26 protein-coding genes are annotated in these 24,914 nt (G+C 71.7%); 25 read left to right on the top strand and 1 reads right to left on the bottom strand.

All coding sequences use genetic code 11. From position 1 onward, the window contains the following. The first annotated feature begins 16 nt into the window (after positions 1 to 16). The 4 genes from aroQ to KY498_RS01815 all read left to right on the top strand — a co-directional run bounded on the left by aroQ (position 17) and on the right by KY498_RS01815 (position 3,369). Positions 17 to 475 carry a type II 3-dehydroquinate dehydratase gene (gene aroQ / locus KY498_RS01830; protein ID WP_060958602.1) on the top strand — a complete coding sequence of 153 codons (459 nt, stop codon included), beginning with the start codon at positions 17 to 19 and terminating at the stop codon, positions 473 to 475. Positions 476 to 571: 96 nt separating this feature from the next. Continuing rightward, positions 572 to 1,132, top strand: coding sequence for an elongation factor P (gene efp / locus KY498_RS01825; protein ID WP_060958603.1), 561 nt, complete (start codon positions 572 to 574; stop codon positions 1,130 to 1,132). An 18-nt stretch (positions 1,133 to 1,150) separates the two neighbouring features. Then, on the top strand, positions 1,151 to 1,561 hold the full coding sequence (nusB, locus tag KY498_RS01820) for a transcription antitermination factor NusB (protein WP_101306397.1): 411 nt from the start codon (positions 1,151 to 1,153) through the stop codon (positions 1,559 to 1,561). A gap of 242 nt (positions 1,562 to 1,803) precedes the next feature. Beyond that, a complete protein-coding gene (locus tag KY498_RS01815; RefSeq protein WP_191008629.1) occupies positions 1,804 to 3,369 on the top strand; it encodes a Rieske 2Fe-2S domain-containing protein in 1,566 nt (521 codons plus the stop codon). Positions 3,370 to 3,390: 21 nt separating this feature from the next. Here KY498_RS01815 and KY498_RS01810 read toward each other — a convergent pair whose 3' ends face one another. Further along, on the bottom strand, positions 3,391 to 4,638 hold the full coding sequence (locus tag KY498_RS01810; RefSeq protein WP_191008630.1) for a DUF222 domain-containing protein: 1,248 nt from the start codon (positions 4,636 to 4,638) through the stop codon (positions 3,391 to 3,393). A 161-nt stretch (positions 4,639 to 4,799) separates the two neighbouring features. Here KY498_RS01810 and KY498_RS01805 point away from each other — a divergent pair, with 161 nt between their 5' ends. From KY498_RS01805 to KY498_RS01705, 21 genes are all read left to right on the top strand, one after another. Next, a complete protein-coding gene (locus KY498_RS01805; RefSeq protein ID WP_101306399.1) occupies positions 4,800 to 5,201 on the top strand; it encodes a hypothetical protein in 402 nt (133 codons plus the stop codon). A gap of 83 nt (positions 5,202 to 5,284) precedes the next feature. Next, positions 5,285 to 5,824, top strand: a complete 540-nt coding sequence (gene pyrR / locus KY498_RS01800) for a bifunctional pyr operon transcriptional regulator/uracil phosphoribosyltransferase PyrR (RefSeq protein ID WP_191008631.1) — start codon at positions 5,285 to 5,287, stop codon at positions 5,822 to 5,824. Beyond that, positions 5,821 to 6,801 carry an aspartate carbamoyltransferase catalytic subunit gene (locus KY498_RS01795; RefSeq protein ID WP_060958608.1) on the top strand — a complete coding sequence of 327 codons (981 nt, stop codon included), beginning with the start codon at positions 5,821 to 5,823 and terminating at the stop codon, positions 6,799 to 6,801. Before pyrR ends, KY498_RS01795 begins: the two co-directional genes overlap by 4 nt. Next, a complete protein-coding gene (locus KY498_RS01790; protein WP_223848936.1) occupies positions 6,798 to 8,129 on the top strand; it encodes a dihydroorotase in 1,332 nt (443 codons plus the stop codon). Before KY498_RS01795 ends, KY498_RS01790 begins: the two co-directional genes overlap by 4 nt. Further along, on the top strand, positions 8,126 to 8,680 hold the full coding sequence (locus KY498_RS01785) for a hypothetical protein (RefSeq protein WP_191008632.1): 555 nt from the start codon (positions 8,126 to 8,128) through the stop codon (positions 8,678 to 8,680). The genes KY498_RS01790 and KY498_RS01785 overlap by 4 nt, the downstream gene beginning before the upstream one ends. Next, positions 8,677 to 9,828 (top strand): glutamine-hydrolyzing carbamoyl-phosphate synthase small subunit, encoded by a 1,152-nt coding sequence (gene carA, locus KY498_RS01780; RefSeq protein WP_061781749.1) that lies wholly within the window; start codon positions 8,677 to 8,679, stop codon positions 9,826 to 9,828. Before KY498_RS01785 ends, carA begins: the two co-directional genes overlap by 4 nt. Next, positions 9,828 to 13,142 (top strand): carbamoyl-phosphate synthase large subunit, encoded by a 3,315-nt coding sequence (carB, locus tag KY498_RS01775; RefSeq protein ID WP_060958611.1) that lies wholly within the window; start codon positions 9,828 to 9,830, stop codon positions 13,140 to 13,142. The genes carA and carB overlap by 1 nt, the downstream gene beginning before the upstream one ends. Continuing rightward, complete coding sequence (gene pyrF / locus KY498_RS01770) at positions 13,139 to 13,972, top strand: orotidine-5'-phosphate decarboxylase (protein ID WP_219879431.1); 834 nt, start codon at positions 13,139 to 13,141, stop codon at positions 13,970 to 13,972. The genes carB and pyrF overlap by 4 nt, the downstream gene beginning before the upstream one ends. Next, positions 13,965 to 14,861 carry a guanylate kinase gene (gmk, locus tag KY498_RS01765; protein ID WP_191008634.1) on the top strand — a complete coding sequence of 299 codons (897 nt, stop codon included), beginning with the start codon at positions 13,965 to 13,967 and terminating at the stop codon, positions 14,859 to 14,861. Before pyrF ends, gmk begins: the two co-directional genes overlap by 8 nt. A 189-nt stretch (positions 14,862 to 15,050) precedes the next feature. Continuing rightward, on the top strand, positions 15,051 to 15,305 hold the full coding sequence (gene rpoZ, locus KY498_RS01760) for a DNA-directed RNA polymerase subunit omega (RefSeq protein ID WP_060958614.1): 255 nt from the start codon (positions 15,051 to 15,053) through the stop codon (positions 15,303 to 15,305). A gap of 119 nt (positions 15,306 to 15,424) precedes the next feature. Continuing rightward, positions 15,425 to 16,618 (top strand): methionine adenosyltransferase, encoded by a 1,194-nt coding sequence (metK, locus tag KY498_RS01755; protein WP_060958615.1) that lies wholly within the window; start codon positions 15,425 to 15,427, stop codon positions 16,616 to 16,618. An 8-nt stretch (positions 16,619 to 16,626) separates the two neighbouring features. Beyond that, entirely contained in the window at positions 16,627 to 18,618 is a 1,992-nt protein-coding gene (locus KY498_RS01750) for a primosomal protein N' (RefSeq protein WP_191008635.1), read from the top strand. Between the two features lie 47 nt (positions 18,619 to 18,665). Next, positions 18,666 to 19,610, top strand: a complete 945-nt coding sequence (gene fmt / locus KY498_RS01745) for a methionyl-tRNA formyltransferase (protein ID WP_191008636.1) — start codon at positions 18,666 to 18,668, stop codon at positions 19,608 to 19,610. Continuing rightward, positions 19,607 to 20,965 (top strand): RsmB/NOP family class I SAM-dependent RNA methyltransferase, encoded by a 1,359-nt coding sequence (locus tag KY498_RS01740; protein WP_191008637.1) that lies wholly within the window; start codon positions 19,607 to 19,609, stop codon positions 20,963 to 20,965. Before fmt ends, KY498_RS01740 begins: the two co-directional genes overlap by 4 nt. 94 nt (positions 20,966 to 21,059) lie before the next feature. Beyond that, positions 21,060 to 21,677: a ribulose-phosphate 3-epimerase gene (gene rpe / locus KY498_RS01735; RefSeq protein ID WP_232784062.1), complete on the top strand. Its 618-nt coding sequence runs from the start codon at positions 21,060 to 21,062 to the stop codon at positions 21,675 to 21,677. Between the two features lie 59 nt (positions 21,678 to 21,736). Next, the gene (locus KY498_RS01730) at positions 21,737 to 22,000 is read left to right on the top strand and encodes a phosphoribosyl-ATP diphosphatase (protein ID WP_060958619.1); all 264 of its coding nucleotides are present in this window, start codon (positions 21,737 to 21,739) and stop codon (positions 21,998 to 22,000) included. Positions 22,001 to 22,046: 46 nt separating this feature from the next. Next, a complete protein-coding gene (gene hisG / locus KY498_RS01725) occupies positions 22,047 to 22,889 on the top strand; it encodes an ATP phosphoribosyltransferase (protein ID WP_061781743.1) in 843 nt (280 codons plus the stop codon). Between the two features lies 1 nt (position 22,890). Beyond that, on the top strand, positions 22,891 to 23,655 hold the full coding sequence (gene hisF, locus KY498_RS01720) for an imidazole glycerol phosphate synthase subunit HisF (protein WP_060958621.1): 765 nt from the start codon (positions 22,891 to 22,893) through the stop codon (positions 23,653 to 23,655). Continuing rightward, positions 23,652 to 24,035 carry a phosphoribosyl-AMP cyclohydrolase gene (hisI, locus tag KY498_RS01715; protein WP_060958622.1) on the top strand — a complete coding sequence of 128 codons (384 nt, stop codon included), beginning with the start codon at positions 23,652 to 23,654 and terminating at the stop codon, positions 24,033 to 24,035. The genes hisF and hisI overlap by 4 nt, the downstream gene beginning before the upstream one ends. Next, positions 24,032 to 24,646 carry a Trp biosynthesis-associated membrane protein gene (locus KY498_RS01710; RefSeq protein ID WP_191008638.1) on the top strand — a complete coding sequence of 205 codons (615 nt, stop codon included), beginning with the start codon at positions 24,032 to 24,034 and terminating at the stop codon, positions 24,644 to 24,646. The genes hisI and KY498_RS01710 overlap by 4 nt, the downstream gene beginning before the upstream one ends. Positions 24,647 to 24,683: 37 nt before the next feature. Continuing rightward, entirely contained in the window at positions 24,684 to 24,914 is a 231-nt protein-coding gene (locus tag KY498_RS01705) for a DUF6704 family protein (RefSeq protein WP_060958624.1), read from the top strand.

The following is a 24,914-nucleotide window of genomic DNA, read 5'->3' as shown; positions in this document are numbered from 1 at the left end:
TGATAGTGTGCCGACGATGAGCGAGACGCGACGACTGCTGCTGGTCAACGGCCCCAACCTCAACCTCCTCGGCACCCGCCAGCCCGAGATCTACGGTCGCGACACCCTCGCGGACGTCGAACGCCTCACCCGGGATGCCGCCGCGGAGCGCGGCTTCGAGGTGCGGGCCGTGCAGAGCAATCACGAGGGCGTGCTCCTCGACGCGATCCACGAGGCGCGCACCGACTGCGCCGGGATCGTGATCAATCCGGGGGGCCTGACGCACACGTCCGTCGTGCTCCGCGACGCGCTCGCGGGCGTCTCGCTGCCGGTCGCCGAGGTGCACATCTCCAACATCCTCGAACGCGAGGCCTTCCGGCACCACTCCTACGTCGCGGACGTCGCCGCCGTCCACGTCATCGGCGAGGGCGTCTCGGGCTACGCGCGCGCGGTCGCTCTGCTCATCGACGTCATCACGGGTGCGGCGGAGGGCTGACGCCCGGGCCCGCGGAGGAGCGTGGGCTAAGATCGACTGTCGGCCGCGCGCCACCGCGTGCGCCACCTCGAACTCACGAACGGAAACTCCACACTCATGGCATCGACCGCAGACATCAAGAACGGCGTCGTCCTCAGCATCGACGGACAGCTCTGGAGCGTCGTGGAGTTCCAGCACGTGAAGCCCGGCAAGGGCGGCGCCTTCGTCCGCACCAAGCTCAAGAACGTCATGACCGGCAAGGTCGTCGACAAGACGTTCAACGCCGGCGCGAAGGTGGAGATCGAGAACGTCGACCGCCGCGACTTCACCTACCTCTACAACGACGGCGAGGGCTACGTCTTCATGGACGTCGCCGACTACGACCAGATCACGGTCGGCGCCGCGACGGTCGGCGATTCCGCGAACTTCCTGCTCGAGAACCAGCAGGTGCAGATCGCGCTCAACAACGGCAACCCGCTCTACATCGAGCTCCCGGCCTCCGTCGTGTTGGAGATCACCTACACCGAGCCCGGTCTTCAGGGCGACCGCTCGTCGGCGGGCACGAAGCCCGCGACCGTCGAGACCGGCTATGAGATCCAGGTCCCGCTGTTCCTCGAGACCGGCACCAAGGTGAAGGTCGACACCCGGACGGGCGACTACCTCGGCCGCGTCAACTGACGCGCGGCATCCGATCACATGAGCGCACGCTCCAAGGCGCGAAAGCGCGCCCTCGACATCCTCTACCAGTCCGACGTCCGCGGTGACGACCTCGCCGTGACGCTCGCGGCCGAGGCCAAGCGCGCGGCGAACGAGCCCGCCCGCGAGGCGTCCTGGCTGTACGCACGCGAGATCGTCGACGGCGTCATCGACAACCGCGACGAGATCGACGAGCAGATCGTCACGCACGCGCGCGACTGGAAGCTCGAGCGGATGCCGGCGGTCGACCGTGCCATCCTGCGCCTGGCCGTCTGGGAGCTCATGTTCAACGACGAGGTGCCCTCCGCGGTCGCCATCGACGAGGCCGTGGAGCTCGCGAAGGAGTTCTCCACCGACGACTCCGGCTCGTTCGTGCACGGCGTGCTCGGACGTATCGCCCGCACCGCCTGACGTCACATCCGTATGGCTGGGGGGGGGGGGGGGAATCTCCTCTCCGCGGCGGGCCGACAGGCCGACAGCCACGTGGTGCCCGGGGCCGGCCATGTCGTCGACGCCCTGGAGGGCGGTCTGGCCGAGGGCTTCGCCCGCCTGTACCCGCGCCTCGGTCTCTCCGCACCCTGACTCCCGCCTCGCCTGAGCGGGCGCACAGCCTCTCGCGCGTAGACTCGAGAGCTGTTCGACCAGGAGGACCCATGCGGATCACAGGCCTCGGCCACGCCGGAATGTTCATCGAGACGACGGGCGGCAGCATCCTGTGCGACCCCGTGATGGGGCCGAGTTTCTTCGGTTCGTGGTTCCCCTTCCCCGACAACCGCGGCCTGGACTGGGAGCGCTTCGGGAAGGCGGACTTCCTCTACATCTCGCACCGTCACCGCGACCACTTCGACCCCACGCTGCTGGAGCGGTACGTGCCGAAGGACATCCGCGTTTTGCTGCCGGAGTACCCGACCGACGACCTCGAGGTGGACCTCCGCCGCCTCGGCTACGACAACATCGTCTACACCCAGGCGGGCCGGACGATCGAGTACCCCGGCGGGCTGAAGATCATGGTCACGCCGCTGCGCGCGCCCAGTGACGGCCCGATCGGCGACTCCTCGCTGAGCGTGGACGACGGCACCGCCAGCATCCTGAACCAGAACGACTCGCATCCGCTCAACCTCGACCGGCTGCTCTCGTTCTCGACGCCCGACGCGTACTTCACGCAGGTGTCGGGGGCGATCTGGTGGCCCATGGTCTACGACCTGCCGCAGGACTCCAAGCAGCACTTCGCGAAGCTCAAGCGCGACGCGCAGAACAAGCGCGCGATGTACTACATCGAGAAGGTGGACGCCGAGCACGTCTTCCCGATGGCGGGTCCGCCCATGTTCCTGCGTGAGGACCTGTTCCGTTTCAACGGGTGGGGCCTGGAGGACGACTCGATCTTCACCGATCAGCGTCAGTTCCTCGCGCACATGCGCGACGAGCGTCCCGACCAGAAGGGCTACGAGTTCGTGCCCGGCACGCAGGTCGACCTCGACGGCGGGGCGATCGAGATCACCCAGACCCTCTACTCGGCGGAGGAGATCGACCGCGTCTTCGACGACAAGTGGGCCTACCTCGCCGAACAGCGCGACAGCCGTCAGGGAGAGGTCATCGCCGAGATTGCCACCCGCGCCGAGCCGATGGCACCCGACGAGATGCTCGCGGCACTGCAGGAGTGGTGGGAGCCGCTGCTGCGCCGCGCCCGCACGATCCGCACCGGGGTGGGCGGCAACGTCCGCTTCCGCATCGGCGAGCTCGACATGGTCGTCGACTTCCCGAAGGCCAAGGTGCGCGCGTACGCGGGGGAGGAGTGCATCTACTGGTACACGATCCCCGCCGATCTCGTCTCGACGAACATCCGCGACCACGAGATCGACTGGTCGAACTCGATCTTCCTGTCGATGCAGTTCGAGGTGGGCCGCAGCGGCAAGTTCAACGAGTTCCTCACCACGTTCCTGAAGTGCCTGTCGCGCGACCGCATCGAGTACGTCGAGAACTGGTACGCCGAGCAGTCGGATCAGACCGAGGATGCCGAGATCGACGGCTGGAACGTGCAGCGGCGCTGTCCGCACCTGCGCGCCGACCTCACCAAGACCGGCAAGATCGAGGACGGCGTGCTCACGTGCGCCCTCCACGACTGGAAGTGGGACCTGGCGAGCGGACAGTGCCTCACCGCACCGGGGCATCCGATCCGCGCGGCGCGCGTCAGCGAGACGGCCTCCGCGCAGACGTCGTGAACCGGCTCTGACGCACGGGATTCACGTCGTCAGGATTCGTTTCGCGCGCTTCGTGAGTCGCACGGGCGACGTCGTCACCGGCCGCCACCGATGATCCCTGCCGTGCCACGGCGGTGCCGTGACCTCGGGCACGCCGCTGTTCATGCGCAGCTTCCAGCCGATGCGGTCGAGGAAGCGGTGGTGGTACCAGCACAGCAGCACGCCGATGCGTCCGCCTGGGCGGGTGGCGACGCGTTGGATCGCGCCGGCGCAGGCGACGTGGCGGGCGACCATGGTGCTGACGGGCTGATCGCAGCCCTGCGCGTGGGCGAAACCCGTGCCCGCGATGAGATCGTCGGCCTCGACGGAGACCACCAGGGTGGGCGCGTGGGCGCCGACCGTGGGCAGGAGCCCGCTGGATGCCGCGACACCGAGTGCCGCCGCGAGCGCATCGTGCTGCTTCTGCCGGCGGGTGCGCTCGTCCCGGGCGACGAGCGGGTCGTCGTCAAGGGCGGTGAACGGGTCGTCGAAGGCGACCGCGGGGGAGAGGTGGGCATCGAAGATGGTCTGCAGCTGCGCCGCCACCTCGGGCAGCAGGGTTCCTCGGACGGGCACTCCGGCCGCGGTGGCGACACCGAGCACGAGCGAGCGCTTCCGCTCGGCCACCCGCTCGCGCGGCTCGGCGCCGTCCTGATCGAGCGCGAGCGCCCACGTCTGCGCGTGGATGCGCAGCAGCTCGGCGCATGCGGGCGGCGCGGCATCCGGCCCCTCGCCCCGCGCCTCGGCGACGACGACATCGGCGGCGTCCCTCCGCGCGGCCGTGGAGACGCGCGGCGCGGTCTGCTGGAGGGGTCCGGTGATCGCGAGGATGCCGTCGGTGCCGACCACCCCGTCGACCATCGCGGCCCGCACCGACGGGAACGGCGCGTCGAGCGCCTCACCGGTCGTGGGCGACACGGCGCGGCGGACAGCCGTCGCCGCCCGCTGCAGCCGGACTGCCGACCGCGGTTCGAGCCGGGTGAGCGTCTGCAGCAGATCGGTGACGTCGCGGCATCCGAGGTGCGAGGTCATCCGCTCGTCGCGCACGGGGTTCTCCGACCGGCGCATGACCTCGCCGGTCGCGTCGATCAGGAGCGCCTCGACGAAGCGGCCGATCTCGGCGATCGCGGCGATCTGCCGGGCGAGCTCGCCTTCGGTGCCCCGCTCGAAGACACGGTTCGAGACCGCCGCGCGCAGCACGTCCACGACCTGCGAACGCAGGTCGTCGAGGTGCGTTGCGAGGAGGTCCATACCCCCATTCTGCCGAGGGCCTCCGACACCACACGGTGGAAAAGTCCAGATCGAGAGAGGAAACATCACACGCCGCGTGAGAGTGTTCTCATGCGCTTCAACGGCCTGCCCTAGAGTGAGCGCGACCACTACACCGGGGGTCCGCGAGGGAGGACCTTGGCATGAAGATCGACCCGCTGCACCTCGTGGACGTCCTCGTCTACCTCGTGATCCTCAACCTGACCGCCGAGTTCGTCCCGGGCGTCATCACCGAGAGCTTCGCCGTCTCGCTCGCGACGGCGGTGATGCTCAAGCTCGTCCTCGAGCTGGTGCTGCGGATCAAGAAGCGGGTCGTGGCACGGCTGCGCGCGGCGTCGACGGCGGCGCGGCGTGTCACCTCGATCGTGATGCTGGTGCTGATCCTGCCCGGCAGCAAGTTCGTCGTGCTGTGGCTCGAGGACCTGCTCTTCGGCGACGCCGTCTCCCTCGGGGGCTTCTGGTCGGTGACGCTGCTCGTGCTCGGTCTCACGGCCGCCCGCGCCGGGGTACGACGCGCGATCGCGCCGGGGCGATCCACCACCTGAAGCGCCGCCCGGGTCGGGTAGAGTGGGTGACGTACCACAGCAACCTTTAACACCGTCCCGTGAGGCGGAGAAGGGAGCGACGGATGAGCACCGGTAACACGCGTACCGTGATGCAGACAGCCGACATCGCCCGCGCACTGACTCGGATCTCCCACGAGATCCTGGAGTCCAACAAAGGGGCGGACGGCCTCGTCCTCCTCGGCATCCCGACCCGGGGGGTGACCCTCGCGGAGCGCATCGGCCGCCTCCTCGGCGAGATCTCCGGCTCGAGCGTCCCCGTCGGCGCCCTCGACGTCACGATGTACCGCGACGACCTGCACCGCAATCCCACCCGCACGCCGCGCCCGACGCAGATCCCGGCCGGGGGGATCGACGGCAAGACCGTCGTCCTCGTGGACGACGTGCTGTTCTCGGGACGCAGCATCCGGGCCGCCCTGGACGCGATCGGCGACATCGGCCGCCCCGCCGCGGTGCGGCTCGCCATCCTCGTGGACCGCGGCCATCGTGAGCTGCCGATCCGCCCCGATTTCGTCGGCAAGAACCTGCCGAGCGCCCGCAGCGAGCGCGTCAACGTGCACCTCGCGGAAGTCGACGGCGTCGAAGAGGTGACGATCGCATCATGAGGCACCTGCTCGACACCCGCACGCTCGCACGCGAGCAGGCCCTGCGCATCCTCGACGTCGCCGAGGACATGCGCGACACCCAGTCGCGGGAGATCAAGAAGCTGCCGACGCTACGCGGCAAGACGATCGTCAACCTCTTCTTCGAGGACTCGACGCGCACGCGCATCTCCTTCGAAGCGGCCGCGAAACGACTGTCGGCCGACGTCATCAACTTCTCCGCCAAGGGTTCCAGCGTCAGCAAGGGGGAGTCGCTGCAGGACACCGCCCAGACGCTGCAGGCGATGGGCGCGGATGCCGTGGTCATCCGTCACGGCGCGTCCGGAGCACCGCACACCCTCGCCACGAGCGGTTGGATCACCGCGGGCGTCGTCAACGCCGGCGACGGCACGCACGAGCACCCCACCCAGGCGCTGCTCGACGCCTTCACGATCCGCAAGCGCCGCTTCGGCGACGACAGCCGCGGTCGAGACCTCGCGGGCGTGCGGGTCGCGATCGTCGGCGACATCCTGCACTCGCGCGTCGCGCGCTCGAACGTCTGGCTGCTGCACACGCTCGGCGCGGAGGTCACTCTCGTCGCTCCTCCGACGCTGATCCCTCAGGATGTCTCGGCGTGGCCGGCGCGCATCGTCTACGACCTCGACGAGGCCATCGCGGGCGCACCGGACGCGATCATGATGCTGCGGATTCAGCTCGAACGCATGAACGCGGCGTATTTCCCCACTGAACGGGAGTATTCGCGTCGATGGGGACTGGATGCCGAGCGTCTGGCCGCTCTGCCGGACGGTAGCATGGTGATGCACCCGGGCCCCATGAACCGGGGCCTGGAGATCTCCGCCGACGCCGCCGATTCCCCGCGCTCGACCGTGCTGGAGCAGGTCGCGAACGGCGTCTCGGTGCGGATGGCGGTGCTGTACCTGGTGCTGGCCGGCGAACGACCCGGTGAGCGCGACACGAACGCAGAGGAGCACGCCCCGTGACGGTTCCACACACCCCGGAGCGCCCGACGATCATCCGCGGCGCCCGCCTGAACGGGGCAGAGGCCGCCGACGTGGTGCTCGAAGGCGGCCGCATCGCCGAGATCGGCACCGGGCTCACCCGCGCCGGCGCCGATGTGGTGGATGCCGACGGGCTGATCGCCCTGCCCGGCCTGGTCGACCTGCACGTGCATCTGCGCGAGCCCGGCTACGAGGCGTCGGAGACGGTGCTGACAGGTTCGCGCGCCGCCGCGGCGGGCGGGTTCACGACGGTGTTCGCGATGCCGAACACCTCGCCGGTCGCCGACACGGCCGGTGTCGTCGAGCAGGAGCTCGCGCTGGGCGAGGCGGCCGGTTACGTGCACGTGCAGCCGATCGGCGCCGTGACGGTGGGGCAGAAGGGCGAACGCCTCGCCGAGCTGGGCGCGATGGCATCCTCCCGCGCCCGCGTGCGCGTCTTCAGCGATGACGGCTTCTGCGTCTTCGACCCGCTCATCATGCGCCGCGCGCTGGAGTACGTGAAGGCGTTCGACGGCGTCGTCGCGCAGCACGCACAGGATCCGCGGCTGACCGAGGGCGCCCAGATGAACGAGGGCACGGTCTCGGCCGAGCTCGGCCTCGCCGGCTGGCCCGCGGTGGCCGAGGAGTCGATCATCGCCCGCGATGTGCTGCTCGCCGAGCACGTCGGCTCCCGCCTGCACGTGTGCCACCTCTCGACGGCCGGGTCGGTCGACATCATCCGCTGGGCGAAGAAGCGGGGCGTGAACGTCACCGCCGAGGTCACGCCGCACCACCTGCTCCTCACCGAGGATCTCGTGCGCGGCTACGACGCCCGCTACAAGGTGAACCCGCCGCTGCGCCGCGACGAGGACGTGCAGGCCGTGCGCGAAGGCCTCGCCGACGGCACGATCGACATCGTCGCCACCGACCACGCCCCGCACCCGGCGGAGGCCAAGTCGTGCGAGTGGCAGGCGGCCGCCAACGGCATGGTGGGGCTGGAGTCCGCGCTGCGGGTCGTCCACCAGGCGATGGTGCAGACCGGGATGCTGTCGTGGGACGACGTCGCCCGCGTGATGTCGGCCGCACCGGCCCGCATCGGCCGCCTCGCCGACGCCGGCACACCGCTCACCGTGGGAGCACCGGCCTCGCTCACGCTGTACGACCCGGCGCCGGTGCGGACGTTCGGCCGCGACGACCTGCGCGGACGCAGCGTCAACTCTCCCTACCTGGGCCGCGAACTGCCGGGCGAGGTGCGGTGGACGTTCTTCCGCGGCGCTCCGACGGTCGCCGACGGCGTCGTGGCCACCGCCATGAAGGAGGTCACGTCATGACCCGTGAAGGGGCACTGCTCGTCATGATCGCCGTGGCCGTCGGGCTCCTGGCGCTCGGTGTGGTCGCGTGGCGACGACGATCCCGGCGGGACGGCGGGCTCGCCGCACCGTTCGGCGAGGCGCCGACGGACGCCCGCGAGCAGGTTCGCAGCTCGGGCTTCTACGTCGCGACGACCCGGCACGACGACGCCCTGGAACGCCTCGCGATCCGCGGGCTCGGCTTCCGTTCGCGCCTCGACGTGACGGTCACCGATCGGGGCGTCGCCCTCGACCTCGTGGGCCAGCCGCGCATGTTCCTCGCTCTCGAGCGGATCTCCGGCGTCGACCTCGCCAACACCGCCATCGACCGTGTGGTCGAGGCGGGCGGGCTCGTGCGCATCGCCTGGCTCGCGAACCGCTCGGACGGCTCCACCGAGATCGTCGACAGCTACCTCCGCCCGCAGGACGAGTCGGCCTCCGCCCTCGCCGCTGCGATCTCCGCCCTCCTGCCGCCTTCGGCCCCGACCGCGACAGACCAGACCTCCACCACCTCGACGGGAAACGCCGCATGACCTTCTTGCTCGACCCCGCCGTCCTCGTCCTCGAAGACGGCTCCCGCCACCCCGGCCGCGCCTACGGCGCACGGGGCACGACCCTCGGCGAAGTCGTCTTCTCCACCGGCATGACCGGCTACCAGGAGACGCTCACCGATCCCTCCTACGCGGGACAGATCGTCCTGCAGACCGCGCCGCACATCGGCAACACCGGGATGAACGGCGAAGACCCCGAGTCACGCCGCATCTGGGTCGCCGGCTACATCGTGCGCGACCCCTCGCGCGTCGTCTCCAACTGGCGTGCCGACGAGTCGCTCGACGACGCCCTCGTGCGCGACGGGATCGTCGGCATCGCCGGCATCGACACCCGCGCCGTCACCCGCGTGCTCCGCTCGTCGGGCTCGATGCGCGGCGGCGTGTTCTCCGGCGAGGCCGCGGCCCTCGACCCCGAGGAGCAGCTGCGCATCGTGCGCGAAGCGCCCGAGATGGCCGGCCAGAACCTCTCCGCAGCCGTCTCGGTCAGCGAGGTCGAGGTCACGCCCGCCGCCGCCGACGTGCAGAGGCTGGGCGCCCTGGCCGTGCTCGACCTCGGCGTGAAGCGCGCGACCGTGCTCAACCTCGCCGCCCGCGGGTTCGACGTGCACGTGCTGCCGCAGTCGGCGACGATCGACGAGGTCCGCGCGATCGACCCCGTGGCCGTCTTCTACTCCAACGGCCCGGGCGACCCCGCGGCATCCGACGACCACGTCACGCTCCTGCGCAACGTGCTCGACGACGGCCTGCCCTTCTTCGGCATCTGCTTCGGCAACCAGCTGCTCGGCCGTGCGCTCGGCTTCGGCACGTACAAGCTGCCCTTCGGCCACCGTGGCATCAACCAGCCGGTGCTCGACAAGCAGACCGGGCGCGTGGAGATCACGGCGCACAACCACGGGTTCGCCGTGGACGCTCCGCTGGACGGCGAGACCCTCAGCCCGAACGGCTACGGCCGCGTCGAGGTGAGCCACATCGGCCTCAACGACAACGTCGTGGAGGGCCTTCGCGCCCTCGACATCCCGGCGTTCAGCGTGCAGTATCACCCCGAGGCCGCCGGCGGCCCGCACGACGCCAACTACCTCTTCGACCGCTTCGCCGACATGGTGCGCACCTCTCTGGAGAACAAGAACTGATGCCCAAGCGCGACGACATCACGAGCGTCCTCGTCATCGGCTCCGGCCCGATCGTCATCGGCCAGGCCTGCGAGTTCGATTACTCGGGAACCCAGGCCTGCCGCGTGCTGCGCGAGGAGGGCGTGCGCGTCATCCTCGTCAACTCGAACCCGGCGACGATCATGACCGACCCCGACTTCGCGGACGCGACCTACATCGAGCCGATCACGCCCGCCGTGATCGAGACGATCATCCAGAAGGAGAAGCCCGACGCGATCCTGCCGACCCTGGGCGGCCAGACCGCGCTCAACGCCGCCATGGCGCTGCACGAGCAGGGCATCCTCGACAAGTACGGCGTCGAGCTCATCGGCGCCAAGGTCGACGCCATCCGCAAGGGCGAGGACCGTCAGATCTTCAAGCAGCTCGTGCTGGATGCCGGGGCCGACGTGGCCCGCAGCGTCATCTGCCACACGATGGACGATCTGATCTCCGGCGCCGCCGAGCTCGGCTATCCGCTGGTCGTGCGCCCCTCGTTCACGATGGGCGGCCTGGGCTCCGGCTTCGCCTACGACGAGGAGGACCTGCGTCGCATCGGCGGTGCGGGCCTGCGCGACTCGCCGACCACCGAGGTGCTCCTGGAGGAGTCGATCCTCGGCTGGAAGGAGTACGAGCTCGAGCTCATGCGCGACATGGCCGACAACACGGTCGTCGTCTGCTCCATCGAGAACGTCGACCCGGTCGGCGTGCACACCGGCGACTCGATCACGGTGGCCCCCGCGCTGACCCTGACCGACCGCGAGTACCAGAAGCTCCGCGACATCGGCATCGACATCATCCGCGCCGTCGGCGTGGACACCGGCGGCTGCAACATCCAGTTCGCCGTCGACCCGGCATCCGGGCGCATCATCGTCATCGAGATGAACCCGCGCGTCTCGCGCTCGTCGGCCCTCGCCTCCAAGGCGACGGGCTTCCCGATCGCGAAGCTCGCTGCGAAGCTCGCGATCGGCTACCGCCTCGACGAGGTCCCGAACGACATCACCCAGGCGACGCCGGCGAGCTTCGAGCCGACGCTCGACTACGTCGTCGTCAAGGTGCCGCGCTTCAACTTCGAGAAGTTCCCGAACGCCGACGCGACGCTCACGACCACCATGAAATCGGTCGGTGAGGCGATGGCGATCGGCCGCAACTACACGACGGCGCTGCAGAAGGCGCTGCGCTCGCTCGAGAAGCGCGGATCGAGCTTCCACTGGGGCGAAGAGCCCCGCTCGGTGGAGGAGCTGCTGGAGATCGCGAAGGTCCCCACCGACGGGCGCATCGTGACGCTGCAGCAGGCGATGCGCAAGGGCGCCACGGTCGCGCAGGCGTTCGAGGCCACGAAGATCGACCCGTGGTTCCTGGACCAGATGGCACTGATCAACGAGGTCGCCGCCTTCGTGCAGGCCGCCGCCGAGCTGGATGCCGCGACCCTGCGTCTGGCCAAGGAGCACGGCTTCAGCGATGCGCAGCTCGCGCAGCTGCGGGGCGTGACCGAGGCCGAGATCCGCGGCGTCCGCTACGGCCTCGGCATCCGCCCGGTGTACAAGACGGTCGACACGTGCGCGGGGGAGTTCCCCGCCCTGACGCCGTACCACTACTCCAGCTACGACTACGAGACCGAGGTCACGCCGAGCGATCGCACCAAGGTCGTCATCATCGGATCGGGCCCGAACCGCATCGGCCAGGGCGTCGAGTTCGACTACTCGTGCGTGCACGCCTCGTTCGCCCTGTCGGACGCCGGCTACGAGACGATCATGGTCAACTGCAACCCGGAGACCGTCTCGACCGACTACGACACGAGCGACCGGCTGTACTTCGAGCCGCTCACGCTCGAAGACGTCCTGGAGGTCCTGCACGCCGAGAGCGCGTCGGGCACGATCCTCGGCGTGGTCTGCCAGCTCGGCGGTCAGACGCCGCTGGGACTCGCGAAGGGCATCGAGGAGGCCGGCTACACGATCCTCGGCACCTCTCCCGCCGCCATCGACATCGCCGAGGAGCGCGAGCTGTTCTCGCAGCTGCTCGACCGCGCCGGACTCGTGGCCCCGCGCCACGACACGGCCGTCGACGAGGCGGGCGCCGTCGCGATCGCCGAGGAGATCGGCTACCCCGTGCTCGTGCGCCCGAGCTTCGTGCTCGGCGGCCGCGGCATGGAGATCGTCTACGACACCGAGAGCCTGCGCGACTACTTCGTGCGCACCGCCGGTGAGGTCGTCATCGAGGAGGGCAAGCCGCTGCTGGTCGACCGCTTCCTCGACGACGCGATCGAGCTCGACGTCGACGCGCTCTACGACGGCCACGAGCTGTACATCGGTGGCGTCATGGAGCACCTCGAGGAGGCCGGCATCCACTCCGGCGACTCGTCGTGCACCCTCCCGCCCATCTCGCTCGGTCGCACCGAGATCGACCGCGTCCGCACCGCCACGCAGGCGATCGCGGAAGGCGTCGGCGTGCGGGGTCTGCTCAACGTGCAGTTCGCCGTCTCGGCGGGCGTGCTCTACGTGATCGAGGCGAACCCGCGCGCCTCGCGCACCGTGCCGTTCGTGTCGAAGGCGCTCGGCATCCCGCTGGCCAAGGCGGCGTCGCGCATCATGGCCGGCTCTACCATCGCCGAGCTCAAGGCGGAGGGCCTGCTGCCCGTCGAGGACGGCTCGCGCGTGCCGCTGGACGCTCCCGTCGCCGTCAAGGAGGCCGTGCTCCCGTTCAAGCGGTTCCGCACCGCCGACGGCCACACCGTCGACTCCGTGCTCGGCCCGGAGATGCGCTCCACCGGCGAGGTCATGGGCATCGACCGCGACTTCCCGACCGCGTTCGCCAAGAGCCAGGCGGCGGCCTACGGCGGCATGCCGACCTCGGGCACGGTGTTCCTGTCGGTGGCCGACGACGACAAGCGCGCCGTGATCCTGCCGGCGCACCGCCTGCAGGAGCTCGGCTTCCGCCTCGTCGCGACGTCGGGCACGGCCGAAATCCTCGCGCGCAACGGCATCCGCGTGGACGTCGTGAACAAGTACTCCGACACGCAGGAGTCGGGGGAGCGCAACGTCGTCGACCTCATCAACGCAGGCGAGATCGACATCGTCGTGAACACCCCCTCCGGCGGCATCGCCCGCGCCGACGGGTACGAGATCCGCGCGGCGGCCGTGGCCGCCGACAAGGCACTGTTCACCACGATGGCCGTCCTCGGCGCCGCGGTCAGCGCGCTGCCGGTGCTGCGGGAAGGCTTCGCCGTGCGTAGCCTCCAGGAGTACGCCGTCGACCGCGCCGAGGCTCTCCAGGCCGCCGAGCAGCGGGCCGCGGTGTGAGCTCGTTCGGCTCGCGACTGCAGAGGGCCGTCGCCACGCGCGGACGCCTGTGCGTCGGCATCGATCCCCATGAGACGCTCCTGCGGGAGTGGGGGCTCGGTGTCGACGCGCAGGGCGTGCGCGAATTCGGGCTGCGCACGGTGGATGCCGCGGCGTCCACCGTGGGGATCGTCAAGCCGCAGGTGTCGTTCTTCGAGCGGTTCGGAGCCGCCGGGTTCGCCGCCCTCGAAGAGGTCATGGCGGCCGCCCGCGCCGCAGGGCTGCTCGTGATCGCCGACGCCAAGCGCGGCGACATCGGCACGACGATGGACGCGTACGCGGCCGCGTGGCTGCCCCCCGGGGCGCCGCTGGAGGCGGACGCCCTCACCCTGAGCCCGTACCTCGGCGTCGGCGCGCTCGCCTCGACGCTGGCCTCCGCGCTGACCCACGGGAAGGGCGCCTTCGTCCTCGCCGCGACGAGCAACCCCGAGGCGGCGCAGCTGCAGACGGCGCACGTGGACACCGGCGCCCCGGTCGCCGCCGCCGTGGCCGCCGAGGTGGTCGCCGCCGACTCCTCCACGGGCGACTGGGCCTCGCTCGGCCTCGTGGTGGGGGCGACGGTCGACCTCGCGGACCGCGGCCTGCGACCGTTCGGGCGGACCGTGCCGATCCTCGCCCCCGGCTTCGGAGCCCAGGGCGCCGAGCCCGCCGACCTGACGCGCGTGTTCGGCGGCCTCGCCGACGGCGTGATCGCGAGCGAGAGCCGCAGCATCCTGTCCGCCGGACCCGACCGGCTCGCCGCGCGGATCGCCGAACGCGCCACCCTGTACCGTGGAGGATCCCATGGCTGACTCCCGCACACCTCCCGAGGTCGACCGTGTCGCGGCATCCCGTCGCGCCGTCGCCGCGCGCCGCGAACGCGCGGCCCTCAAGCACGACGTCGCGATGCGGGTCATCACGCCGCAGGAGCTGTTGCAGCGCGCGCTCGACGCGCCGGAGAGCCCCGCCGGCGCGATGCGGATCACCGAGTTCCTGACGGCGCTGCCGGCCATCGGCGAGGGCAAGCGCGACCGCATCCTCGCGGACCTGGAGATCGCCCCCGTCAAGCGGCTCGGCGGCCTGGGCGCCCGCCAACGCGTCGCGCTGAAGGAGTGGCTCGACACCCGGTTCCCGCCGCTGCAGCCCCGCGGCGGCCGCAGCCGGCTGATCGTGCTCGCGGGCCCCACCGCCGTCGGCAAGGGCACCGTCGCCGCCCACATCAAGGAGCACCACCCCGAGATCCTGCTGTCCGTCTCGGCCACCACCCGTGCGCCGCGACCGGGCGAGGTCGACGGTGAGCACTACTTCTTCGTCGACGACGCCGGCTTCGACCGGCTCATCGCCGACGGCGCCCTGCTGGAGCACGCCACGGTGCACAACGCGTTCCGCTACGGGACACCGCGCGGGCCGATCGACGAGGCGCTGGCCGCGGGCCGCACGGTGCTGCTGGAGATCGACCTCCAGGGCGCGCGCCAGGTGCGCGCCGCCGCGCCCGACGCGACGCTGGTGTTCCTCACCCCGCCCAGCTGGGACGAGCTCGTCAACCGCCTCGTGGGGCGCGGGACCGAGGGAGCCGAGGAGCGGACCCGACGCCTCAAGACGGCCAAGGTGGAACTCGCCGCCCAGGGCGAGTTCGACTACCGCGTCGTCAACGACGACGTCGCCCGCGCCGCCGCCGAGATCGCGGCCCTCGCCCGCTGAGCGCCGCTTCATCCGTCCCGCGAGGTCGGATCGCACCCGCAGAAGCGAGGTCGCGGGACGGATGAAAGCGATCGCCGAGTCCGCGCTGATAGAATGAACGGATGCCGCGGCATCCTGCGGCCACGAGTTCTCCCGCGTGGGCGTGTCCCCGCGAGTTTTCCCACCGCCATTCGATCCTGGAGGTTCATCATGGCCGGACGTGACAAGGGCATCATCGACCCGCCCATCGACGCACTGCTCGACAAGGTCGACTCCAAGTACCAGCTCGTGATCTACGCGGCCAAGCGCGCGCGCCAGATCAACGACTACTACTCCGACCTGCACGAGGGGAACCTCTTCGACAACGTCGGTCCGCTCGTCGACTCGAGCGTCGAGGACAAGCCCCTCACGATCGCGCTGCACGAGATCCACGAGGACAAGCTGCGCCTGCGCGCGGCCGAGTGATCCTCCGCTGACTTCATGACGCCGTATGGCGTCGGCATGCCCGTGATCCCCGCTACGACGACGTCGTGTCGGAGATCGCGGGCATGATTGTCGAGTACCCGTTGTCGTCTGGAGCACCGATGAGCGCGCTGCGTCTGTTCACGTCCGAATCCGTCACCGAGGGGCACCCGGACAAGATCTGCGACCAGATCTCCGACTCGATCCTCGACGCCCTGCTGACGGTCGACCCGGGCAGCCGTGTCGCGGTGGAGACCCTCGTGACCACGGGCCTCGTGCACGTGGCGGGTGAGGTCCGCACCGACGGGTACGTCGACATCCCCGGCATCGTCCGCCGGGTCGTGAACCGCATCGGCTACACCTCGAGCGAAACCGGCTTCGACGGCGACTCCTGCGGCGTCACGGTGTCGATCGGCGAGCAGTCCGGCGACATCGCGGCCGGCGTCGACAACGCGATCGAGCACCGCGAGGGCGGTTCGGTCGACCCCGTCGACGCGCTCGGCGCGGGCGACCAGGGCATCATGTTCGGCTACGCGACGAACGAGACACCGCAGCTCATGCCGATGGCGATCTGGACCGCCCACCGGCTGGCCGAGCGTCTCACGGATGCCCGCCGCTCCGGCGCGCTCGGGTTCCTGCGTCCCGACGGCAAGACCCAGGTGACCCTCGGCTACGACGGTCCGGTGCCGCGCACCGTCGACACCGTCGTGCTCTCCACCCAGCACAACCCCGACATCTCGCTGCCCGCCCTGCGGGCCGCGGTGCAGGCCGAGGTCATCGACCCCATCCTCGCCACCACCGGCCTCGACGTGTCGAACGTCCGCTACGTCATCAACCCCGCGGGCCCGTTCGTCACCGGCGGCCCGAAGGGCGACGCCGGTCTCACCGGCCGCAAGATCATCATCGACACCTACGGCGGCGCGTCCCGCCACGGCGGCGGCGCGTTCAGCGGCAAGGACCCGTCCAAGGTCGACCGCTCCGCCGCCTACGCGATGCGCTGGGTCGCCAAGAACGCCGTCGCGGCCGGTCTCGCCGACCGCCTCGAGGTGCAGGTCGCGTACGCGATCGGTCGCGCGGAGCCCGTCGGGCTCTACGTCGAGACGTTCGGCACCGCGCACGTGTCCGACGAGAAGATCACCCGGGCGATCCGAGAGGTGTTCGACCTGCGTCCGAAGGCGATCATCGACGACCTCGACCTGCTGCGGCCCATCTACGCGCAGACGGCCGCCTACGGCCACTTCGGCCGGGAGCTTCCCGAGTTCACCTGGGAGCGCACCGACCGCGTCGAGGAGCTGCGCGCCGCCGCGGGTCTCTGACCGACGCCGTGATCGTCGTCGCCCGGGTCCTCATCGACTCGCCCCTGCCGCAGCTGGACCGGCTCTTCGACTACGAGGTCCCGGCATCGCTCGTCGCCGACGCCGTGCCGGGAGTCCGGGTGCGCGTCCCGCTGCGGACTGCGGGGCGCGTCGTGGACGGCTACCTCGTCGAGGTGCACACGGCGGAGGCGCCCGAGCGGCCGCTCTCCGAGCTCGACGCGGTCGTCTCGTCGGTGCCCGTGCTGACCCCGGCGCTGTACGCGCTCGCCCGACGCGCGGCCGACCGCGCCGCCGGCTCGGCGAGCGACATCCTGAGGCTGGTGATCCCGAAGCGGATGGTGCGCGCGGAGAAGGCGTGGCTCGCCGCCGGCGATGCGGACGCCTCCGCCGCCGAGGTGTCGACGGATGCCGCGGCCTGGGCCGACGGCGTGCTCGCGGCCTATCCGGGGCTGTCCGGGGCCGTCGCGGCGGGGGAGCGGCTCGCCCTCGACGCGCCGCCGCGCCCCGCGCCCGATCGCCCGGTCGGCGCGTGGGCCGACCTGGTCGCCGCGATCGCCGTGCGCACGCTGGCGGACGGGCGCAGCACCGTGCTGGTGGTGCCCGATCACCGCGACCAGGACCAGCTCCTGACCGCGCTCGCGGGGCGCGCACCCGACGACGCCGTGGTGCGCGACGACGCGCGCCGCTCCGGCCCCGAGCGCTACGCCACCTACCTGCGGCTGCTGACGCCGTCGCCGTGCATCGTGGTCGGCAACCGGTCGACGGTCTACGCCCCCGCGCACGACACGGCCTGCGTCGTCGTGTGGGACGACGGCGACCCCCTGCTGGCCGAGCCGCTCAGTCCCGGCGTCCACGCGCGCGACGCGGCCCTCCTCCGCCAGGAGTTGGAGGGCTCGGCGCTCGTGTTCGCCGGTCACACGCGCACGACCGACGTGGAGCGGCTGGTGCAGCTCGGCTGGGTGCGCGACCTGCGGGCGGCCCGGAGGCCGAGCCCGACCGTCGTGCTGTCGGCCACACGCGAGGGCGAGTCGCGGGGAGCCCGCGTGCCGTCGAGCGCGTTCGCCGCCGCCCGCGACGCCCTGCACGAGGGACCGGTCCTCGTGCAGGTCGCCCGCCCGGGCTACTCGCCGGTGCTGGTGTGCGCCGACTGCCGCACGCCCGCCCGCTGCCGCCATTGCACGGGCCCGCTGCGGGCGCGCCGCCCCGGAGCGACCCCCGACTGCGGATGGTGCGGCCGTTCCGCCCCCGCCTGGACGTGCGCGAACTGCGGCTCGGTGAAGCTGCGCATGGCGTCGTCGGGCAGCGAGCGCACGGCGGACGAGCTCGGACGCGCCTTCCCCCACACCCGCGTCATCGTCGCCGACGGCGCGCATCCCGTGACCCACGTCGACGAGCGGCCGGCGCTCGTCATCGCGACCCGCGGCGCCGAGCCGTTCGCGCGCGGCGGCTATCGGGCGGTGATCCTGCTCGACGGCGACCGGATGCTGCTGGCCGAGCAGCTGCGCATCGGGGAGTCCGCGCTGCGCTGGTGGTCGAACGCGGCCGCGCTCGCGGCCCCGACGGCGCCCGTGCACCTCGTGGGTGTCGCGGGACCGGTCGCACGCGCCCTCGCGACCTGGACGCAGCCGGCCTACGCGCGCGCGGAGCTCGCCGACCGCGCGCCGCTCGCGATGCCACCGGTGATCCGCGTCGCGGCGGTCGAGGGCACCGTGACCGCCGTCGAGGGGGCGCTCAGCGCGGTCCGCGACGCCGTTCCCACGCTCGCCGCCCCCGCGGGCGCGATCCTGGGTCCCGTCCCCGTCGAGGAGGGGGTGGTCCGCGCCCTCGTGCGCTTCGACTACGCCCACGGCAAGGCGGTCGCCGAGACGCTGCGCGCGGCCGTCGTCGCCGAGGCCCTGCGGGGGCGTCGCGCGGCCCGTCGCGGACCGGCGCGCGGGGCGAACAGCGGCGCGCGCACTACACTGCGGGTGCGGCTCGACGTCCCCGAACTCGATCTCTGATCCGGCGGGCTCGCCGCCGTGATCGTCGTCATCAACCGAGGTATCCCATGCGCATCGTCTTCGCCGGCACACCGGCGCCCGCCGTCCCGTCCCTGCGGGCGGTCGCGGCATCCGCTCACGATCTCGTCGGGGTCGTCACCCGCAGCGACGCGCCCCTCGGTCGCAAGCGGGTGCTGACGCCGTCCGCGGTGGCCGCGGCGGCAGCGGACCTGGGGGTGCCGATCGTCAAGGCCGACCGCCTCGACGCCGCGGCGAGCGCCGCGATCGACGCCCTCGCGCCCGATCTCGGCGTCATCGTGGCCTACGGCGGCCTCGTGCGGGAACCGCTGCTGTCGATGCCGAAGCACGGGTGGATCAACCTGCACTTCTCCCTCCTGCCGCGCTGGCGGGGCGCAGCCCCGGTGCAGCACGCGCTCATCGCGGGGGACCGGACCACGGGCGCGAGCGTGTTCCAGCTCGTCGCCGCCCTGGATGCGGGTGACGTGTTCGCAGAGGTGCGCTACGACGTCCCCCGCGGCGCGACCGCGGGGGAGGTGCTCACCGAGCTGGCCGACGCCGGCGCCGAGCTGCTCGTGCGCGTCGTCGACGAGATCGCGGCCGGAACCGCGCGCGCGACGCCGCAGACGGGGACGGCCACGCTCGCTCCGAAGCTGTCCATCGCCGATGGCGCCCTCGACCTCACGGCTCCCGCCGACGTCGTGCTGGACCGTTTCCGCGGCACGACGCCCGAGCCCGGGGCGCATGTGAGCTTCGACGGCGCGCGGCTGAAGATCCTCGCGGCGCACCGCGGGCCGGATGCGGGGCTGGAGCCGGGCGTGGTGAGCGCCTCGGGCCGCGACATCCTGCTCGGTGCCGGCGGCGGCACCAGCGTGGTCCTGAAGACCGTCCAGCCGGCCGGCAAGAGCGCGATGGCGGCGGGGGACTGGTGGCGCGGCGTGCGGGTCGACGACCCGCGCATCGAGCTGCCGTCGTCGGGGGAGGCGGCCTCGTGAGCGGGTCGCCGCGCTGGGTGGCCTACGACGTGCTGCGCGCCGTGCACGACTCCGACGCGTACGCCAACCTCCTGCTGCCGCGTGCGATCACGCGGGCCGGGCTCACCGGCCCCGACGCCGGACTGGCCACCGAGCTGACCTACGGCACGCTGCGCCGCGAGGGCACCTACGACGCGATCATCGCGGATGCCGCACGTCGCCCGGTCGCCGACATCGACCCCGCCGTGCGCGACGCTCTGCTGCTGGGGGTCCATCAGCTGCTGGCGATGCGCACGCCCGCGCACGCGGCCGTCAACGAGACCGTGCGCCAGGTACGCAAAGCCGTCGGCGCGTCGGCGGCGGGCTTCGCGAACGCGGTGCTGCGTCGCGTCAGCGAGCGGACGCCGGACGAGTGGGACGAGCGTCTCGCGGCGGGGGCGCGGTCGGACGACGAGCGCCTCGCCCTCCGCTACGCGCATCCGGTGTGGGTGATCCGCGCCTTCCGCCGCGCCCTGGCCGCGGAAAGCCGCGCCGACGAGCTCGAAGCGCTCCTCACCGCCGACAATGCGGCGCCGGTGGTCACCCTCGCCGCTCTCCCCGGACTGGCGCACCGGCCCGCCGACGCCGCGCCGACGCCGTACTCGCCGCTCGGGTTCCGCTCCGCCGGGGGCGATCCGGGGGCGCTGGTCACGGCATCCGGGGGCCTGGTCCGCGTGCAGGACGAGGGATCCCAGCTGGCGGCGCTCGCCCTTTCCCGCGCCCTCCCGGTGGCACCCGGCGAGCGCTGGCTGGACCTGTGTGCCGCGCCGGGGGGCAAGACGGCGGTGCTCGCGGCGGAGGCGCTCGCCCACGGCGCGGAGCTGGAGGCGAACGAGCTGTCGCCGGCTCGCGCGCCGCTCGTGCGCGACTCGGTCGCGGCGGTACCGCTGGAGGTTCCGGTGTCGGAGGAGGACGGTCGCACACGGGCCGCCCGCGGACGCTACGACCGCATCCTCGTCGATGCCCCCTGCACCGGCCTGGGCGCCCTGCGCCGTCGTCCCGAGGCGCGCTGGCGCAAGCAGCCCGCCGACGTCCCCGAGCTCGCCGCGCTCCAGACCGAACTGCTGGATGCCGCGATCGCGGCACTCCGCCCGGACGGCATCGTCGCCTACGTCACCTGCTCGCCGCACCTGGCCGAGACCGCCGCGGTCGTCGCCGACGCCCTGCGCACCCACGGCGACACCATCGAGGAGATCGATGCGCGTGCCGTCGTCGCGGGGATCTCCGACGCACCGATCGATCTCGCCGCACCCGCGGACGGGTCCGGGCGCGCGCAGCTGTGGCCGCACCGTCACGGCACCGATGCCATGTCCATCTCGCTGCTGCGCAAGCGCTGAGCGGCCCGGCGGGCCCGTCGGCGGCGGCTAGGGTGGTGCCGTGACCGGCGACATCCGCATCAACCCCAGCATCCTGGCCGCCGACTTCGTGAACATGCAGTCGGAGCTGGCCCGTATCGGGACCGCCGACTTCGTCCACGTCGACGTGATGGACAACCACTTCGTGCCGAACCTGACGTTCGGGCCGCAGATGGTCGAGCGCATCCAGGCGACGAGCCCGGTGCCGCTGGACGTGCACCTCATGATCTCGGACGTCGACCGCTGGGCTCCCGGCTATGCCGAGCTGGGTGCGGCATCGGTCACCTTCCACCTCGAGGCCGCGACCGATCCCGTGGCCCTCGCGCGCCGCCTGCGCGCGATCGGTGCCCGCGCCGGCGTGGCGGTGAAGCCCGCGACAGCGGTCGAGGGGCTCTTCGACGTGCTCGACGAGTTCGACCAGATCCTCGTCATGACCGTGGAGCCCGGCTTCGGCGGACAGTCGTTCATGGCCGACCAGATGCCCAAGCTGGCGCGACTGCACGACGAGGCCCGTCGGCGCGGCTCGCAGGTGTGGCTGCAGGTCGACGGGGGCATCTCGGAGTCGACGATCGCCCAGGCCGCCGAGGCCGGCGCCGACACGTTCGTCGCCGGCTCGGCCGTCTTCGGCGCGGGGGAGCCGGACCGCGCGATCGCCGCCCTGCGTCGCCTCGCCGCCGATCACCACCGGCACTGACCCGCCCGCCGGCCGCCCGGACGGCGCTCGCCCCCGGCGCGGACCGGTAGCCTGTCAGGGTGAAGACGTTCGACGCCCTGTTCGCGGAGCTGACGACGACCGCCGAGACCCGTCCCGAGGGTTCCGGCACGGTCGCGCAGCTCGACCGCGGCGTGCACGCCATCGGGAAGAAGATCGTCGAAGAGGCCGCCGAGGTGTGGATGGCCGCGGAGTACCAGTCCGACGACGAGACGGCCGAGGAGATCTCCCAGCTGCTGTACCACCTGCAGGTGCTCATGCTGGCCAAGGGCCTCACCCTCGACGACGTGTACCGACATCTCTGAGCGCGCTCCCGCCTCTGCTCGTCCCGCTACCGAAAGCCCTTCACCCATGCTGCGCATCGCCGTGCCGAACAAGGGGTCGCTCGCCGACACCGCCGCCGAGATGCTCGCGGAGGCCGGATACACCGGCCGTCGCGACCCCAAGGATCTCCATGTCATCGACCCGATCAACGAGGTCGAGTTCTTCTACCTGCGTCCGAAGGACATCGCGACCTACGTCGGCTCCGGCGCCCTCGATGTCGGCATCACCGGCCGCGACCTGCTCCTCGACGCCCGGATGCCGGGGGCACGTGAGATCGAGCAGCTCGGCTTCGGCGGCTCGACGTTCCGCTTCGCCGGCCCTCCCGGACGCTTCACCGCGGTGACCGACCTCGAGGGCCTGCGGGTCGCGACGGCCTACCCGGGCCTCGTCGACGGCTTCCTCGACGAGCAGGGCGTCGCCGTCGACCTCGTGCCGCTGGACGGTGCGGTCGAGTCGGCGGTGCAGCTCGGCGTGGCGGATGCCGTCGCGGACGTGGTCTCCACCGGCACGACGCTGAAGCAGGCGGGCCTGGAGATCTTCGGACCGGTGCTCCTGCAGTCGGAGGCCGTGCTCATCGGGGCTCCCACCGAGGCCGAGGGCACCGAGACCCTGCTGCGGCGCCTGCGCGGCGTCATGGTCGCGCGTCGCTACGTGCTCATCGACTACGACCTACCCGCGTCGCTGGTCGACGACGCGGTGGCGATCGCACCCGGCATCGAGTCGCCCACCATCTCGCCGCTGCGCGACCCGGAGTGGGTGGCGGTGCGCGTGATGAGCCCGCGCACGACGGTCAATCAGGTCATGGACGCGCTCTACGCCATCGGCGCCCGCGCCATCCTGGTGACGCCGATCCACAACGCGAGGCTCTGACATGTCGCTCGCACGACGGGTGATCCCGTGCCTCGACGTGGCCGCCGGCCGCGTCGTGAAGGGCGTGAACTTCGAGAACCTGCGCGACATGGGCGACCCGGTCGAGCTGGCCGCGCTCTACTTCGCCCAGGGCGCCGACGAGCTGACGTTCCTCGACGTGACCGCGACGGTGGATGACCGGGCGACGACGTACGACGTCGTGCGACGCACGGCCGAAGAGGTCTTCATCCCGCTCACCGTGGGTGGGGGCGTGCGCAGCGCCGACGACGTCGCGCGCCTGCTCGCCGTCGGTGCCGACAAGGTCGGCGTGAACTCCGCGGCCATCGCGCGCCCCGACCTCGTCGGCGAGATCGCCGACCGCTTCGGCGCCCAGGTGCTCGTGCTCTCGCTCGATGTGAAGCGCGCACCCGGCACCCGCTCCGGGTTCGTCGTGACGACCCACGGCGGACGCACGGCCACGAGCCTCGACGCCCTCGACTGGGCCCGTGAGGCCATCGACCGCGGCGCCGGCGAGCTGCTCGTCAACTCGATCGACGCCGACGGCACCAAGGACGGCTTCGACCTCGAGCTGGTCGGGCTCATGCGCGAGCTGTCGTCGGTGCCGGTGATCGCCTCCGGCGGCGCCGGCAGCGTCGACCACTTCGCCCCGGCCGTGCACGCCGGAGCCGATGCCGTGCTCGCGGCATCCGTGTTCCACTCCGGCCAGCTGACGATCGGCGAGGTCAAGGACGCGCTGAGCGCGGACGGCATCGAGGTGCGCCGATGACCGCCGTCGACGATCCCCGCATCGGCCGCGTCGCCTTCAACGACGACGGGCTCGTCCCGGCGATCATCCAGCAGCACGACACCGGCGAGGTGCTCATGCTCGGGTGGATGGATGCCGAGGCGCTGCGCCGCACGCTGACGGAGGGCCGCGTGACGTTCTGGTCGCGGTCCCGCCAGGAGTACTGGCGCAAGGGCGACACCTCCGGACACGCGCAGTACGTCCGCGGCGCGAGGCTGGACTGCGACGGCGACACCCTGCTGATCGCCGTCGAGCAGATCGGCGCGGCCTGCCACACCGGTGACCACACCTGTTTCGACGCCGACGACCTGTCGCCCGTCGTCGCCTGGGCGCCCCTCGATTCCGGCGGCGACGCGTCGTGACGGCACGTGCGCGCAGCTTTGCGGTGCTGGCGATCATCGCCGGCGGAGCGCTGGCGATCATCTCGTCGACCCAGACCTGGCTCGACGTGACCCTCGACGCGGGCGCGACCGCGGCCCTGCAGGTGGCGGGGGCGAAGGCGTTCACGATGCTGGCACCGCTGAGTCTGGCGGCCCTCGCGCTGGGACTCGCGCTGACGGTGGTGGGCCGCGCGCTGCGGTATGCGTTCGGCGCGCTCGCCCTCCTCATCGGCGGCACGCTGACGGTCGCCGCCGCCCGCATCGCGATCGAGCAGCCGCTGGATGCGGTCGCCGCCGCGGTCACGACGTCGACGGGCCTGTCGGGTACGGCCGCGATCGCCGGCCTCGTGACGTCCGTCACCGCCACGCCGTGGCCCTGGCTGACCGTCGTGGCGGGGGTGCTCATCGTGGCCGGGGGCGCGCTGACGATCGCGACGGCGCACCTCTGGCGCCGCAGCGGCCGCCGCTACCGCACCGACGGCGGGACCGGCGCGGGAGCCGCCGCGCCGTCCGCGACGGCGGCGTCCCGCCCCTACGACGCGATCGACTCCTGGGACGACCTGTCGCACGGCGACGATCCCACCGCCCGCTAGACTGGCGGAGAACCCCCGAATCACTCCGAGGAGCATCATGAGCAACAGCATCGACGACCCCGGCCACGGACACTCGCCCGCCGCCTGGACGGCTGTGGTCATCATGCTGCTCGCCGTGACGCTCGGCACGGTCTTCTACTGGTTCGACATGCCGATCCTGGTCTGGGCCTCGGTGGGCCTGCTCATCGTCGGCGCGCTCGTCGGCTGGGGCATGGCGAAGGCCGGCTACGGCGCCAAGGGCCCGAAGTACGCCCCGAAGCAGCACTGA

Source organism: Microbacterium sp. PAMC21962, assembly GCF_019443465.1.
Lineage (GTDB): Bacteria > Actinomycetota > Actinomycetes > Actinomycetales > Microbacteriaceae > Microbacterium > Microbacterium hominis.
The sequence above is the reverse complement of the archived record's forward strand: the minus strand, read 5'-3'. Positions and strand labels throughout refer to the sequence as shown.

Excerpts from the sequence above, each read along its gene's own strand:
- rpoZ (WP_060958614.1), top strand. The coding sequence starts at position 15,051 with ATGGCCGGACGTGACAAGGGCATCATCGACCCGCCCATCGACGCACTG.
- KY498_RS01810 (WP_191008630.1), bottom strand. The coding sequence starts at position 4,638 with ATGGACCTCCTCGCAACGCACCTCGACGACCTGCGTTCGCAGGTCGTG.
- carB (WP_060958611.1), top strand. The coding sequence starts at position 9,828 with ATGCCCAAGCGCGACGACATCACGAGCGTCCTCGTCATCGGCTCCGGC.
- KY498_RS01785 (WP_191008632.1), top strand. The coding sequence starts at position 8,126 with ATGACCCGTGAAGGGGCACTGCTCGTCATGATCGCCGTGGCCGTCGGG.
- pyrR (WP_191008631.1), top strand. The coding sequence starts at position 5,285 with ATGAGCACCGGTAACACGCGTACCGTGATGCAGACAGCCGACATCGCC.
- KY498_RS01705 (WP_060958624.1), top strand. The coding sequence starts at position 24,684 with ATGAGCAACAGCATCGACGACCCCGGCCACGGACACTCGCCCGCCGCC.
- aroQ (WP_060958602.1), top strand. The coding sequence starts at position 17 with ATGAGCGAGACGCGACGACTGCTGCTGGTCAACGGCCCCAACCTCAAC.
- hisI (WP_060958622.1), top strand. The coding sequence starts at position 23,652 with ATGACCGCCGTCGACGATCCCCGCATCGGCCGCGTCGCCTTCAACGAC.
- hisF (WP_060958621.1), top strand. The coding sequence starts at position 22,891 with ATGTCGCTCGCACGACGGGTGATCCCGTGCCTCGACGTGGCCGCCGGC.
- KY498_RS01795 (WP_060958608.1), top strand. The coding sequence starts at position 5,821 with ATGAGGCACCTGCTCGACACCCGCACGCTCGCACGCGAGCAGGCCCTG.
- rpe (WP_232784062.1), top strand. The coding sequence starts at position 21,060 with ATGCAGTCGGAGCTGGCCCGTATCGGGACCGCCGACTTCGTCCACGTC.
- KY498_RS01805 (WP_101306399.1), top strand. The coding sequence starts at position 4,800 with ATGAAGATCGACCCGCTGCACCTCGTGGACGTCCTCGTCTACCTCGTG.
- KY498_RS01815 (WP_191008629.1), top strand. The coding sequence starts at position 1,804 with ATGCGGATCACAGGCCTCGGCCACGCCGGAATGTTCATCGAGACGACG.
- gmk (WP_191008634.1), top strand. The coding sequence starts at position 13,965 with ATGGCTGACTCCCGCACACCTCCCGAGGTCGACCGTGTCGCGGCATCC.
- fmt (WP_191008636.1), top strand. The coding sequence starts at position 18,666 with ATGCGCATCGTCTTCGCCGGCACACCGGCGCCCGCCGTCCCGTCCCTG.
- nusB (WP_101306397.1), top strand. The coding sequence starts at position 1,151 with ATGAGCGCACGCTCCAAGGCGCGAAAGCGCGCCCTCGACATCCTCTAC.
- carA (WP_061781749.1), top strand. The coding sequence starts at position 8,677 with ATGACCTTCTTGCTCGACCCCGCCGTCCTCGTCCTCGAAGACGGCTCC.
- efp (WP_060958603.1), top strand. The coding sequence starts at position 572 with ATGGCATCGACCGCAGACATCAAGAACGGCGTCGTCCTCAGCATCGAC.
- hisG (WP_061781743.1), top strand. The coding sequence starts at position 22,047 with ATGCTGCGCATCGCCGTGCCGAACAAGGGGTCGCTCGCCGACACCGCC.
- metK (WP_060958615.1), top strand. The coding sequence starts at position 15,425 with ATGAGCGCGCTGCGTCTGTTCACGTCCGAATCCGTCACCGAGGGGCAC.